Source organism: Pseudomonas protegens (assembly GCF_003732485.1).
In the GTDB taxonomy this organism is placed as follows: Bacteria; Pseudomonadota; Gammaproteobacteria; order Pseudomonadales; family Pseudomonadaceae; genus Aquipseudomonas; species Aquipseudomonas protegens_B.
In genome coordinates this window covers 35,394-49,079 of the sequence record NZ_MOAK01000079.1, presented here as the reverse complement: position 1 = coordinate 49,079, position 13,686 = coordinate 35,394, and the positions used below count along the sequence as shown (strand labels likewise).

At 62.3% G+C, this 13,686-nt stretch carries 10 protein-coding genes; 6 read left to right on the top strand and 4 right to left on the bottom strand.

The genetic code is table 11. The features are described 5' to 3' along the window. Positions 1–51: 51 nt before the first annotated feature. The 3 genes from BLX41_RS20970 to BLX41_RS20960 all read right to left on the bottom strand — a co-directional run bounded on the left by BLX41_RS20970 (position 52) and on the right by BLX41_RS20960 (position 3,308). Positions 52–1,230 carry a vWA domain-containing protein gene (locus tag BLX41_RS20970; protein WP_123726433.1) on the bottom strand — a complete coding sequence of 393 codons (1,179 nt, stop codon included), beginning with the start codon at positions 1,228–1,230 and terminating at the stop codon, positions 52–54. Between the two features lie 12 nt (positions 1,231–1,242). Then, complete coding sequence (locus BLX41_RS20965; protein ID WP_011059855.1) at positions 1,243–2,088, bottom strand: AAA family ATPase; 846 nt, start codon at positions 2,086–2,088, stop codon at positions 1,243–1,245. A 143-nt stretch (positions 2,089–2,231) separates the two neighbouring features. Beyond that, positions 2,232–3,308, bottom strand: coding sequence for a DUF748 domain-containing protein (locus BLX41_RS20960; RefSeq protein ID WP_123726432.1), 1,077 nt, complete (start codon positions 3,306–3,308; stop codon positions 2,232–2,234). 248 nt (positions 3,309–3,556) lie between these two features. Between BLX41_RS20960 and cysK the strand changes: the two genes are divergently transcribed. The 4 genes from cysK (at position 3,557) to BLX41_RS20940 (ending at position 7,630) form a co-directional block, all read left to right on the top strand. Then, entirely contained in the window at positions 3,557–4,531 is a 975-nt protein-coding gene (gene cysK, locus BLX41_RS20955; protein ID WP_123726431.1) for a cysteine synthase A, read from the top strand. Between the two features lie 225 nt (positions 4,532–4,756). Beyond that, the gene (locus tag BLX41_RS20950; protein ID WP_123726430.1) at positions 4,757–5,695 is read left to right on the top strand and encodes an aspartyl/asparaginyl beta-hydroxylase domain-containing protein; all 939 of its coding nucleotides are present in this window, start codon (positions 4,757–4,759) and stop codon (positions 5,693–5,695) included. Between the two features lie 352 nt (positions 5,696–6,047). Continuing rightward, positions 6,048–6,911 (top strand): DMT family transporter, encoded by an 864-nt coding sequence (locus tag BLX41_RS20945; protein WP_123726429.1) that lies wholly within the window; start codon positions 6,048–6,050, stop codon positions 6,909–6,911. A 341-nt stretch (positions 6,912–7,252) separates the two neighbouring features. Further along, a complete protein-coding gene (locus BLX41_RS20940) occupies positions 7,253–7,630 on the top strand; it encodes a type 1 fimbrial protein (RefSeq protein WP_123726428.1) in 378 nt (125 codons plus the stop codon). A 49-nt stretch (positions 7,631–7,679) separates the two neighbouring features. Here the strand turns inward: BLX41_RS20940 and BLX41_RS20935 are convergent, their stop codons facing one another. Further along, positions 7,680–8,573, bottom strand: coding sequence for a DMT family transporter (locus BLX41_RS20935; RefSeq protein WP_123726427.1), 894 nt, complete (start codon positions 8,571–8,573; stop codon positions 7,680–7,682). Positions 8,574–8,822: 249 nt separating this feature from the next. On the opposite strand from BLX41_RS20935, the gene aceK reads away from it, so the two are divergent. Then, positions 8,823–10,544, top strand: a complete 1,722-nt coding sequence (gene aceK / locus BLX41_RS20930) for a bifunctional isocitrate dehydrogenase kinase/phosphatase (RefSeq protein WP_123726426.1) — start codon at positions 8,823–8,825, stop codon at positions 10,542–10,544. A gap of 131 nt (positions 10,545–10,675) precedes the next feature. Further along, the coding region (gene hrpA, locus BLX41_RS20925; protein ID WP_259745051.1) for an ATP-dependent RNA helicase HrpA at positions 10,676–13,686 on the top strand (3,011 nt) is incomplete at its 3' end.

The window sequence follows — 13,686 nt, the reverse complement described above, 5'->3', positions numbered from 1 at the left end:
CAAGCCGGCTCCTACATCGCCCTGTAGGAGCCGGCTTGCCGGCGAACGGGTTTATTTGGACAGGAAACGCATGCCTTCTTCCAGGCCACGCAAGGTCAGAGGGTACATCTGGTCCTCGATCAGGTCGCGGACGATGTTGGTCGAAGCGGTGTAGCCCCAGGTGTCCTTGGGATAGGGGTTGATCCAGATGAGCTTCTTGTACTTCTCCATGAAGCGCTGCATCCACACGTAGCCGGCTTCTTCGTTCCAGTGCTCGACGCTGCCGCCGGCCTGGGTGATTTCGTAGGGCGCCATGGCGGCGTCACCGACGAAGATCACTTTGTAGTCGGCGCCGTACTTGTGCAGCAGGTCCTGGGTCGAGGTGCGCTCGGAGCCGCGGCGCATGTTGTTCTTCCACACCGATTCATAGATGAAGTTGTGGAAGTAGTAATACTCCAGGTGCTTGAACTCGGTCTTGCAGGCCGAGAACAGTTCCTCGCAGATCTTCACGTGGGCATCCATGGAGCCGCCGATGTCGAACAGCAACAGCAACTTGATGCTGTTGCGCCGTTCCGGGCGCATCTGGATGTTCAGCAGCCCGGCATCCCGGGCGGTGTGATCGATGGTGCCGTCGATGTCCAGTTCCTCCGCCGCACCCTGGCGCGCGAACTTGCGCAGCCGGCGCAGGGCCACCTTGATGTTGCGGGTGCCCAGTTCCACCGAGTCGTCGAGGTTCTTGTATTCGCGCTGGTCCCAGACTTTCACCGCCTTGCCCTGGCGCTTGCCGGCGTCGCCGACGCGGATGCCTTCCGGGTTGAAGCCGCCGGAGCCGAAGGGGCTGGTGCCGCCGGTGCCGATCCACTTGTTGCCGCCGGCGTGGCGTTCCTTCTGTTCTTCCAGGCGCTTCTTGAACTCTTCGATGAGCTTGTCCAGGCCGCCCAGGGACTGGATCTGCGCCCGTTCTTCATCGCTCAGGGAGCGCTCGAACTCCTTGCGCAGCCAATCCTCGGGGATCAGCGCTTGCAGGTGGTCATCGAGTTTTTCCAGGCCATTGAAGTAGGCACCGAAGGCTCGGTCGAACTTGTCGAAATGCCGTTCGTCCTTCACCAGGATCGCCCGGGCGAGGTAGTAGAACTCGTCCATGTCGGCGAAGGTCACGCGCTGCTTGAGTGCGTTGATCAGGTCCAGCAGCTCGCGCACCGATACCGGTACCTTGGCCGCGCGCATTTCATTGAACAGGTTGAGCAGCATGGCATCAGCCTCTTAACGACTACCGCGACGGCTCATGAACGCCAGGCGTTCGAGCAATTGCACATCCTGCTCGTTCTTCACCAGGGCGCCGGCCAGGGGCGGGATGGCCTTGGTCGGATCGCGCTCGCGCAGCACCGCTTCGCCGATGTTGTCGGCCATCAGCAGCTTGAGCCAGTCCACCAGTTCCGAGGTCGAGGGCTTCTTCTTCAGGCCCGGCACTTTGCGCACATCGAAGAACACGTCCAGGGCTTCGCTGACCAGGTCCTTCTTGATGTCCGGGTAGTGCACATCGACGATCTTCTGCAGGGTGGTGCGGTCGGGGAAGGCGATGTAGTGGAAGAAGCAGCGACGCAGGAAGGCGTCCGGCAGCTCTTTCTCGTTGTTGGAGGTAATGATGATGATCGGCCGCTGCTTGGCCTTGATGGTCTCGTCGATCTCGTAGACGTAGAACTCCATCTTGTCGAGTTCCTGCAGCAGGTCGTTGGGGAACTCGATGTCGGCCTTGTCGATCTCGTCGATCAGCAGGATCACCCGCTCCTCGGATTCGAAGGCCTCCCACAGCTTGCCCTTCTTCAGGTAGTTGCGAATGTCGTGCACCTTGTCCACGCCCAGTTGCGAATCGCGCAGGCGGCTGACCGCGTCGTACTCGTACAGGCCCTGGTGGGCCTTGGTGGTGGACTTGATGTGCCAGGTGATCAGCTTGGCGCCGAAGGATTCGGCCAGTTGCTCGGCAAGCATGGTCTTGCCGGTGCCGGGTTCGCCCTTGACCAGCAGCGGACGCTCCAGGGTGATGGCGGCATTGACTGCCAGCTTCAGGTCATCGGTGGCGACATATGCGCTGGTGCCTTCGAACTTCATCTGCAATTCCTCGAACGGTGACGGCGAGCTGCCCGGGGCAGGTCGATTGAATGGGGAGTGATGGCGCGACTATAACGCGCTGCCCGGTCGACTGTGAACGTGGACGCCCCATTCAGTCTCTGAATGGAGCGTCACGGGGTGACTCAGTCAGGCGACGGCTTGGGCTGCTCGTAGCGGGCATTGAAGGCCTGGATGAAACCGTTGCGCAATATCTGCAAAAACGCCTGGAACGCGCTGATATCTTGCTGGTGCACGCTGCCACTGAGCTCGACCCGGGTGGCGAACTGGTTCTTGCGCTGGTTCTTCAGGAGGGTTTCCCCGGCGCCCACCAGGGCCTCCCACACCGAGCGGAAAATGCTCTTGTTGCGGTTCTCCACGTCCTGCTGCCAGTTGAAGACTTCCACGTCCCGCAACAGCGGCTTGATATAGCCGTGCAACTGGCCCTTCTCGGCCTGGGCTTCGATCACCACGTCACCGTGCCCGGCATTGAAGTCGAACTTGCCGTAGGCCGAGGCGAAGTCGTTGAAGCGCTTGAGCTCGATATCCCGGGCCCGCAGGCGGAACTCGAAGTTCTCGAAGTTGCTCAAGGGGTCGAAGGTGGCGGTGCTTTCCATGGGCGCCTGGCCCTGGAGCAGGGCCTTGCCGTCGAAGCGCGCATCGCGCTTGCCCTGGGTGTCCACCACGTTGGTCAGGTTGTAGAAGCTGGCGTTGACCTGGGTCGCGCCGATGTTCACCGGCGGCTTGGAGCTGAAGTTGCGGAAGTGGATCTTGCCGTCATCGATCCGCACTTCGTCGAGGGTGATGGGCAGCAGCTTGCCCAGTTGGGCTCGCCAGTTGGTGCCCTCACCGGTCTGCGATGCCTGCTTGTCGGCCCCGCCGTCGACGAAGTTCAGCTCCGGCTGGATGAACTGCACCTTGGCCACTACCGCGTGGTCGTACCACAGCGAATGCCAGCTCACCGAGAGGTCGATCAGCGGCGCCTTGACGAAGGGCACCGGCACCTTGCCGCTGACCTTGACGATCTCCAGCCCGTTGATGCGGTAGGCGCCGCGCCACAGGGCCAGGTCGATGTCGCTGATGCGTCCGCGGTAGTCGCCCATGTCCGCCAGCTTGTCGTTCAAGTAGTCGCGCACCAGGTAGGGCAGGGCGATATGCAGGGCCACCAGCAGCACCACCAGGCTTGCCAGGACCCACAGGGGCCAACGGTAACGAGCTTTCATGATCAGCAGCCTCCAGCCGTATACAGGCATTGACTGCGTCCGTTGGCAGACGTTCGAGTCAATGTTCCCGGGGTGGCCTGGGGCGCAGGTTCGGGGAACGCAGGAGCCGGGCCATGAACTCGGCGTCGCTGATGTGTCTCTTGCATAGGCACGACTGGCCCGGCTGGCCCGGGTGTTGCGCGACTGGACGCTCAAGGGCACCAGGCATACCCTTGAGGACTTCTTCACTGCTGCATAAGGACCCAGCCATGAGCCGAATTTTTGCTGACAACGCCCATTCCATCGGCAACACGCCCTTGGTGCAGATCAACCGCATCGCCCCGCGCGGGGTGACCATCCTGGCCAAGATCGAAGGGCGCAACCCGGGCTATTCGGTGAAGTGCCGGATCGGCGCGAACATGATCTGGGACGCGGAAAGCAGCGGCAAGCTCAAGCCGGGCATGACCATCGTCGAGCCCACCTCGGGCAACACCGGGATCGGCCTGGCCTTTGTCGCCGCCGCCCGTGGCTACAAGCTGATGCTGACCATGCCGGCGTCCATGAGCATCGAGCGGCGCAAGGTGCTCAAGGCCCTGGGCGCGGAGCTGGTGCTGACCGAGCCGGCCAAGGGCATGAAGGGGGCGATTGAAAAGGCGGGGGAAATCGTTGCCAGCGACCCGGCCAGGTACTTCATGCCGCAGCAGTTCGATAACCCGGCCAACCCGGCGATCCACGAAAAGACCACCGGTCCGGAAATCTGGAACGATACCGACGGCGCGGTGGACGTGTTGGTGGCCGGGGTTGGCACAGGGGGCACCATCAGCGGCGTGTCGCGCTACATCAAGAAGACCCAGGGCAAGCCGATCCTCTCGGTGGCGGTGGAGCCTGCCACTTCGCCGGTGATCAGCCAGAAACTGGCCGGTGAAGAAATCAAGCCCAGCCCCCACAAGATCCAGGGCATCGGCGCCGGTTTCGTGCCGAAGAACCTGGACCTGGAAATGGTCGACCGGGTCGAGCTGGTGACCGATGAGGAATCCAAGGCCATGGCCCTGCGGCTGATGCAGGAAGAGGGCATCCTCTGCGGCATCTCCTGCGGCGCGGCAATGGCGGTGGCGGTGCGCCTGGCGGAAACCCCGGAAATGCAGGGCAAGACCATCGTGGTGATCCTGCCGGACTCCGGCGAGCGCTATCTGTCGAGCATGCTGTTCAGCGATCTGTTCACCGAGCAGGAAAACCAGCAGTAACGCACCCCGGGCATTCGCCGACAGGCGCCGTCTCGCCGGCGAATGCTGATCCACATCAGGCAAGGGCCTGGCCGCTTATGCTACTTAAGCGCCTTTGTTGCACGCCCGTTAACACTGAATGTTGAGTCGTGCGGGTTTTTCCAGGGTCCAGGAGTGTTTATCATTGCCGGCTGCCAGGTCGGGTGAACACTCCCCCACAGGTGCCTATTTCCAAGGAGTCGTTGCATGAGCTTTTCCTTTACCGCCAAGGTCGCGGTGTTGTCGCTGTTCGTCGGCAGCATCCTTTACGTGCACCTGCGCGGCAAGGCGCGTCTGCCGGTACTGCGCCAGTTCGTCAACCATTCGGCGCTGTTCGCCCCCTATAACGCCCTGATGTACCTGTTCTCCGGGGTGCCTTCCAAGCCTTACCTGGACCGCAGCAAGTTTCCCGAGCTGGACATCCTGCGGGACAACTGGGAAGTGATTCGCGAGGAGGCCATGCATCTGTTCGACGAGGGTTACATCCGCGCCGCCGAGAAGAACAACGACGCCGGTTTCGGTTCCTTCTTCAAGAAGGGCTGGAAGCGCTTCTACCTCAAGTGGTACGACAAGCCGCTGCCCTCGGCCGAGGCCCTGTGCCCCAAGACCGTAGAACTGGTGAGCGCGATTCCCAACGTCAAGGGCGCGATGTTCGCCCTGCTGCCCGGTGGCAGCCACCTGAACCCGCACCGCGACCCCTTTGCCGGCTCCCTGCGTTATCACCTGGGGCTGTCGACTCCCAACTCCGACGCTTGCCGGATCTTTGTCGATGGCCAGGAGTACGCCTGGCGCGACGGTGAAGATGTGATGTTCGACGAGACCTACGTGCACTGGGTGAAGAACGAAACCGAGATCACCCGGGTGATCCTGTTCTGCGACATCGAGCGTCCGCTGAGCAGCCGCCTGATGACCCGCATCAACCGTTGGGTCAGCGCCCAACTGGGCCGTGCCACCGCGCCGCAGAACCTGGATGACGAGCGCGTCGGCGGGATCAACCAGGCCTATGCCTGGAGCAAGCGTTTCAGCGACAGCTTCAGTGGCGTGGTCAAGCAGTGGAAGCGCCGCAATCCAAAGCTCTACCGCATCCTGCGCCCGGTGCTGGCGGTGGTGGTGCTGGTGGTCCTGTGGAAGTGGCTGTTCGGATAAATCTTGCAATGAATATCGGGCGCTGGTTATATTCGGCGCCTGATGAGTCAGCCGACTCATGGTTTTTTCCCTTCAAGAAAGATCAGCACATGGCCTTTTCCCCCCTCAACGCGGTAGTGGTTTCAGCGGTCAACGCTGGTGTCGTGCCGTGCGGGAATCAGCAGCCTGTGCAGATCGGTCAGTACCCCCCACCTGTCAGTAGCACGCCGGTGTACGCAGTCGTATCACCGCCGGGCGTTGGCTTCTTGGGCTGATCAGCAATCGCTGCTGTTCCCTGTGCCCGCCTGAACCAAACACTACTGAATTTCAGCCTTGGCTGAATTGGCTTCTTGCCTGATTACAGGTGGTTTTCATGTTGCTCATTTCCAAAAAGTCCGCGCTTGCGGCGGCTTCCACGAGCCTGTTCGTCCTGCTCTGGAGCAGTGGCGCCATCTTCTCCAAATGGGGCCTGACTCAAGCTTCGCCCTTTGCCTTCCTGCTGCTGCGTTTCATCATCGCCCTGATGGGGCTGGTGCTGCTGATGCCCTTGCTCAAGCTCCGCCTGCCCCGGGGGCGTCGGGCCATGGGATTTGCCGTGGCTACGGGGCTGGTGCTGCTGGGGGCCTATCAGATCTTCTACATCCTGGCCCTGGACCTGAAGGTCACTCCCGGCGTCATGGCCACCATCATGGGGGTGCAGCCGATCCTCACCGTGGTGCTGATGGAGCGCCAGCGTTCCTGGAGTCGCCTGTTCGGCCTGAGCCTGGGGCTGGCGGGGTTGATCATGGTGGTCTACCAGGGCATCGGGCTGGCGGGGATCTCGGTCTCCGGGATGCTCTGCGGCCTGCTGGCACTGGTGAGCATGACCGCCGGCTCGATCATGCAGAAACGCATCACCGACAACCCTTTGGGGACACTGCCGGTGCAGTACCTGGCGGGGTTGTTGCTGTGTTCCTTGTTCGTGCCGTTTCAACCGTTGCATATCGAATACAGCGCCGGACTGTTGGTTTCCGTGCTGTGGATGGGGCTGGTGGTGTCGGTGCTGGCCACGCTGCTGCTGTATCGGCTGATCGCCCAGGGCAATCTGGTAAATGTCACCAGCCTGTTCTATCTGGTGCCGGCGGTGACGGCGCTGATGGACTATGTCTTTTTCGGCAACCGTCTGGCGCTGCTGAGTCTGATCGGCATGGGCCTGATCATTGTCGGGTTGGTATTTGTGTTCCGTAAGGGCGCTTGATCCACCCAGGCAGCCGTCTCCCTGACAGTTGCCGACGATGCCGGCCGGGTGCAATGCCCGGTCGGCGACTGGGTTCATCGGCAGGATGAACAATTGACCATGGCATCAACTGCTGGCCATGTGCCATTATGGTCGTGGAAGTCTCTGCCCGGTGGCAATAAGTCTGTTTTCAATCCCTTGAAGGTGATGTGAAGAGTGCTGAGCGAGCCTTCAAGGTTCTTTTGATAACCAGATGTTTGGACTTTTTTGGTGGTATTCCAATTTAGTCCATCAGATAAACCTTAAAAATTAAAGCCGGTACCTAGACTGACGACATAGTCCTTATACAAAGGAGAGTCAGTATGAACGCAGCGTTCGCTTCAACCGCCTTCGGCTTGCTTTTGGGACTATCGAGCAGTTGTTTTGCCGCTGCTCCAATTGCACAGGGGATCATCCGTTTTACCGGCAGTATCGTTGAGAGCAATTGCAACTCCAGTGCCGCCAGTACCGGGCTGAGCCTGCGCCAGTGTCCTCAAGGGTCCCGCGGCACCGCGATCGACGTAGCACGTGTGGGAGCAGTGGCCAGCGTCAGCGCTCTGGATCATTCCGCCGTCAAGCTCAAGCTCCTGACCGACAGCGGTTCTCAGGGGCGCTACTACGACCAGCACTATGCCTTTGTCGACCAGGCCGGCAAGGCCGTAACCTCCGGTACTTACCTGATTACCCTGAACGTTCCATAACACCTCTGCCGGTGTTCGCGCCTGGCTCATCCAGGTCGAGGCACAGACTTCAAACCGGCGTTTTCGTCCCTGGTCGCAGCACCAGCCACAGGGCGGCGGCAATCAGTGCGCCGCCATACAGATGAGCCATGGACAATGGCTCATCCAGCAGCATGGCCCCCCACAGCACGCCGAATGGCGGAATCATGAAGGTCACGGTCATCGACCGTACCGGGCCGATGGCGCTGAGCAGGCGGAAATACAGCACATAGGCAAACGCCGTGCAGCCCAGGCCCAAGCCCAGCAGCGACAGCCACACGCTCCAGCCACCCCAACTGGCCGGCGGCTGGCTGATGGCGTTGTAGGCGAACAGGGGCAACAGCAGCAGGGTGGCACCGAGCATGCTGCCCAGTGCCGAGAGGCGACTGTCCAGGCCGCCGGCCTGATCCAGCCAGCGCCGCGCGAGGAAGCCGGCAAAGCCGTAGCAGGTGGTGGCCATCAGGCAGGACAGGGCGCCCAGCAGCAGTTCATGGTCGAAGGCCACGGGACCGGAGCGGGTGAGAACGCCCACGCCGAACAAGCCCAGGCAGACCCCGGCCATCTTGCTTACGCTCAGGCGCTCGTGAAAAAACAAGCCGCCGATCAACACCCCCATCAATGGTGTGGTGGCATTGAAGATCGCCGAATAGCCCGCGGGCAGTACCAGGGCCGCCACTGAGTACATCGTTGCCGGAATCCCTGAGTTGATCACTCCGAGCAGCAGCACGGTCTTGAACTTGCCGCGAAAATCCCAGTCGATCCGCATCAGTGCCAGCATCACCAGCAAGCCGGCAGCGGCAATCGACACCCGGAAGAACGCCGTGGGTACGCTGCCCAGCACCGGGGCGATGATGCGCATGAATAAAAAGCTCGCGCCCCAGATGGCGGCCAGCGACAACAGACGCAGGAGGTCGACAAGTCTCACGGAAGGATCCTTCGGTTTGGAGGCGGGGATCTTGCCCAGCCCTGGCGGGCATGGCAAACCTTATTGGCGCACAGGGCGACGAAGCCCGACACTCCGTTTGTTGCGTTCAATGATCCGCCACACACGCTTGGGGAGCAGGGCGACTGCCGGGTCATTTTCCGGCGTACGCTTGATCACAAAAATACGCTTCTCCTCAAGCCGTTTCACTGGCTAAGCTCTGGCATCGCAAATTCCCGCAGAGGTCTACTTATGCCGCAGCCATGGCCAGCCGCCGATATCGCTCGAATGATCCTCGATGGCTTCGACGACTACCGCGAGCACTTTCGCCAGATTACCGATGGTGCCCGGCAACGCTTCGAGCAGGCGCAGTGGCAGGAAGCGCAAAAGGCCTCGGCGGCGCGGATCAACCTCTATGAGGAAAAGGTCGGGGAGACCGTGGCCCGGCTGCACCAGGCCTTCAGTGACGATTCACTGATGGATGTCAGCCAGTGGCCACTGGTGAAAAGCGCCTACATCAGCCTGATCGACCTGCGCTTCGACGATGAGCTGTCCGAGACCTGGTACAACTCGATCTTTTGCGGGCTGTTCAGCCATGACCTGATCAGCGACGGCTGCATGTTCATCCATACCACCCGGCCCAGCCTGCGTCGGGCGCGGGCCGCGCAGACTCGCAGCTACAAGCCCCAGGGCGAACTGGCGACGATGCTCGAACAGGTGTTCGCCGATTACCGCTTCAGCGAGGATTACGCCGACCTGCCAGGGGACCTGCGCCGCCTGGAGGCGCAACTGCGGGAGAACCTGCCGGACTGGGTGTGCAAGGACCCGGAGCTGACCCTGGAGCTGTTTTCCTCGGTGCTCTATCGCAACAAGGGCGCCTACCTGGTGGGGCGCATCTTCACCCACGAAGAACAATGGCCACTGGTGATCCCGCTGCTGCATCGTGAAGGCCGGGGCATCCAGATCGATGCGCTGATCACCGACGAAGCCGATGTCTCGATCATCTTCTCTTTCACCCGCTCGTATTTCATGGTGGATGTGCCGGTGCCGGCGGAGTTCATCGGCTTCCTCAAGCGCATCCTGCCGGGCAAGCACATCGCCGAGCTGTACACCTCCATCGGCTTCTACAAGCACGGCAAGTCGGAGTTCTACCGGGCGCTGATCAACCACCTGGCCAATACCGACGACCGCTTCATCATGGCCCCCGGTGTGCGCGGGATGGTCATGAGCGTGTTCACCCTGCCGGGCTTCAACACCGTGTTCAAGATCATCAAGGACCGTTTCTCGCCGTCGAAGAACGTCGACCGGGCCACGGTGATCGAAAAATATCGCCTGGTGAAAAGCGTCGATCGGGTCGGGCGCATGGCCGATACCCAGGAGTTCGCCGACTTCCGCTTTCCACTGAGCAAGTTCGACCCGGCGTGCCTTGAGGAGCTGCTGGAGGTGGCGCCGTCCACCGTGGCCGTGGAAGACCAGACGGTGCTGATCCGCCACTGCTGGACCGAGCGCCGCATGACCCCGCTCAACCTCTACCTGGAGCACGCCAACCCGGATCAGGTACGCGAGGCCCTGGAGGATTACGGCCTGGCGATCAAGCAATTGGCGGCAGCCAACATCTTCCCCGGTGACATGCTGCTGAAAAACTTCGGTGTGACCCGTCACGGTCGGGTGGTGTTCTACGACTACGACGAGATCTGCTACCTCACCGAAGCCAACTTCCGTCACATTCCGGCACCACGTACGCCGGAAGACGAGATGGCGTCCGAGCCCTGGTATTCCATCGGCCCTCACGACGTGTTCCCCGAGGAGTTCCCGCCGTTCCTGTTCGCCGATGCCGGCCAGCGCAAGCTGTTCGACCAGCTGCACGGCGAGCTGTACAACGCCGATTACTGGAAGGGCCTGCAGGACGCCATCCGCGCCGGCAAGATCATCGATGTCTTCCCTTACCGGCGCAAAGGCCTGGAAGACGAGTGAAAGTGTAGGAGCCGGCTTGCCGGCGAAGGCATCCTCACGGGCCCCTTCGTCGGCAGCCGGCTCCTACGTATTGCCTGGACTTTTCTGCGACAATCGCGGCCTGCCTAAATAGACGACATTTTGCGTACCTGATGACTTCCGAATCGCCTGCAATCGACCAACTGTTGAAAAACCTCGATCAAGCCATGCTCGCCGACCGCCACCGGTTGCGCCGACAGCTGCTCGAACTGCGCAAGAAGCCCGACGAGGCCAAGCTCGCCCAATGGCTGGAGCGGATGCAGGCCTCCTGCAACCTGGTGACGGCGCGGCGCGAAAGCGTGCCGCGGATCCGCTATGACGACAGCCTGCCGATTGCCGCCAAGCGCGACGAGATCAAGGAGGCGCTGCTCAAGCATCAGGTGCTGATCATTGCCGGTGAAACCGGCTCGGGCAAAACCACTCAGTTGCCGAAGATCTGCCTGGAAATCGGTCGTGGCCAGCACGGCCTGATCGGCCATACCCAGCCCCGGCGGATCGCTGCCCGCAGTGTGGCCAGCCGGGTCGCCGAAGAACTGGCCACGCCCCTGGGGTCGCTGGTGGGCTACCAGGTGCGCTTCGAGGACCAGAGCGATTCCAGCACCCTGATCAAGCTGATGACCGACGGCATCCTGCTGGCGGAAACCCAGAACGATCGCTACCTGGAACGCTACGACACGATCATCGTCGACGAGGCCCACGAACGCAGTCTGAACATCGACTTCCTCCTCGGCTACCTCAAGACCCTGTTGCCACGGCGCCCGGATCTCAAGGTCATCATCACCTCGGCGACCATCGACCTGGAGCGCTTCTCCAAGCACTTCGATGATGCCCCCATCGTTGAAGTCTCCGGCCGCACCTTCCCGGTGGACACCTGGTATCGCCCCCTGACCCTGGAGCAGGACGAGGAGGGCAACCGGGTCGAGGACGACCTGACCGTGGATCAGGCGATCCTCGCCACCCTGGATGAAATCGCTGCCTATGAGCGCAGCGAGCGCCGCAGCCCCGGAGACGTGCTGGTGTTCCTGCCGGGGGAGCGGGAAATTCGCGACGCCGCGGACATGCTGCGCAAGGCTCAGCTCAAGCACACCGAGATCCTGCCGCTGTACGCGCGCCTGTCGCCGGCGGAGCAGCAGCGGATCTTCCAGTCCCACCCCGGCCGCCGGGTGGTGCTGGCGACCAACGTCGCCGAAACCTCGCTGACCGTGCCGGGCATCCGCTATGTGATCGACAGCGGCACCGCACGCATCAGCCGCTACAGCTACCGGGCCAAGGTCCAGCGCCTGCCCATCGAGGCGGTGTCCCAGGCCAGTGCCAATCAGCGTAAAGGCCGTTGCGGCCGGGTTGAGCCGGGGATCTGTGTGCGGCTGTACAGCGAGGAGGATTTCCTCGGCCGGCCGGAGTTCACCGATCCGGAAATCCTGCGCACCAACCTGGCGGCGGTGATCCTGCAGATGCTGCACCTGCGCCTGGGGGAAATCACCGCCTTCCCGTTTATCGAGCCGCCGGATGGCAAGGCCATCAGTGATGGTTTCAACCTGCTGCAGGAACTCTCGGCGGTGGACCGCAACAGCCAGCTGACGCCACTGGGCCGACAGTTGGCGCGCCTGCCGGTGGACCCGCGCATGGGCCGCATGCTGTTGGAGGCGGCGAAGCTGGGCAGCCTCCAGGAAGTGCTGATCGTTGCCAGTGCGATGTCGATCCAGGACCCCCGCGAGCGTCCGCCGGAGCGCCAGCAAGCCGCCGACCAGGCTCACGCACAGTGGAAGGACGTGGACTCGGACTTCGCCGGGCTGGTCAATCTGTGGCGCGGCTTTGAAGAGCAGCGCCAGGCCCTGACCGCCAGCCCGCTGCGCAACTGGTGCCGCAAGAATTTCCTGAATTACCTGCGCCTGCGCGAGTGGCGCGATTCGCACCGGCAACTGAGCCTGATCTGCCGCGACCTGCAACTGAGCCTGAACAAGGAACCGGCGGACTACCCGAAACTGCACAAGGCGGTGCTGGTGGGCCTGCTGAGCCAGATCGGCCAGAAGACCGAAGACGGCGACTACCTCGGTGCCCGCCAACGGCGCTTCTGGATTCACCCGTCCTCGGGCCTGGGCAAGAAACGCCCGCAATGGCTGATGACCGCCGAGCTGGTGGAAACCACCAAGCTCTATGCGCGCATGGTGGCCAAGATCGAGCCGGACTGGATCGAGCCCCTGGCCGGTCATCTGGTGAAGAAGAACCACTTCGAGCCCCATTGGGAGAAGAAGCGTGGCCAGGTGGTGGCCTACGAGCAGATCACCCTGTTCGGGCTGATCGTGGTCGGGCGCCGGCCGGTGCATTACGGGCCGGTGGACCCGGTGGTGTCCCGCGAGCTGTTTATCCGCGAGGCCCTGGTGCGCGGCGAGATCCAGTCCAAGGCCAAGTGCCTGAGCGCCAACACCCAGTTGCTGGAGCAGCTCGACGCCCTCGAAGCCAAGGCCCGGCGCCGGGACATCCTGGCGGACGAGGAAACCCTGTTCGCCTTCTATGACGAGCGCCTGCCGGCGGAGATCCACCAGACCGCAACCTTCGACAGCTGGTACCGGGTCCACAGCCAGAAGAACCCGCAACTGTTGATCATGCGCGAGGAAGACGTGCTGGCCCGGGAGGCCAGCGAGGTCACCGCCAAGCAGTACCCGGACACCCTGCATATCGGCGATCTGGAACTGGCCCTGAGTTATCACTTCGAGCCCAACCACCCCCGGGACGGCGTGACCCTGCGGGTGCCGGCGCCCTTGCTACCGGCGCTGCCCGCCGAACGCCTGGAATGGCTGGTGCCGGGGTTGATCGAGGCCAAGTGCATTGCCCTGGTACGCAACCTGCCCAAGGCCCTGCGCAAGAACTTCGTGCCGGTGCCGGACTTCGTCAAGGCGGCCCTGCAGCGCATGGTCTTCGCCGAGGGCTCGCTGCCCCAGGCCCTGGGCCGCGAACTGCTGCGCATGACCGGTGCCCGGGTCAGCGACGAAGCCTGGAGCGAAGCTGCGCAACAGGTGGAAAGCCACCTGCGGATGAACCTGGAAATCGTCGATGCCCAGGGCAAGTTCCTCGGCGAAGGCCGCGACCTGGCCGAACTGACCGCGCGTTTCGCCGAAGCCAGCCA

Excerpts from the sequence above, each read along its gene's own strand:
- BLX41_RS20970 (WP_123726433.1), bottom strand. The coding sequence starts at position 1,230 with ATGCTGCTCAACCTGTTCAATGAAATGCGCGCGGCCAAGGTACCGGTA.
- BLX41_RS20965 (WP_011059855.1), bottom strand. The coding sequence starts at position 2,088 with ATGAAGTTCGAAGGCACCAGCGCATATGTCGCCACCGATGACCTGAAG.
- BLX41_RS20960 (WP_123726432.1), bottom strand. The coding sequence starts at position 3,308 with ATGAAAGCTCGTTACCGTTGGCCCCTGTGGGTCCTGGCAAGCCTGGTG.
- cysK (WP_123726431.1), top strand. The coding sequence starts at position 3,557 with ATGAGCCGAATTTTTGCTGACAACGCCCATTCCATCGGCAACACGCCC.
- BLX41_RS20950 (WP_123726430.1), top strand. The coding sequence starts at position 4,757 with ATGAGCTTTTCCTTTACCGCCAAGGTCGCGGTGTTGTCGCTGTTCGTC.
- BLX41_RS20945 (WP_123726429.1), top strand. The coding sequence starts at position 6,048 with ATGTTGCTCATTTCCAAAAAGTCCGCGCTTGCGGCGGCTTCCACGAGC.
- BLX41_RS20940 (WP_123726428.1), top strand. The coding sequence starts at position 7,253 with ATGAACGCAGCGTTCGCTTCAACCGCCTTCGGCTTGCTTTTGGGACTA.
- aceK (WP_123726426.1), top strand. The coding sequence starts at position 8,823 with ATGCCGCAGCCATGGCCAGCCGCCGATATCGCTCGAATGATCCTCGAT.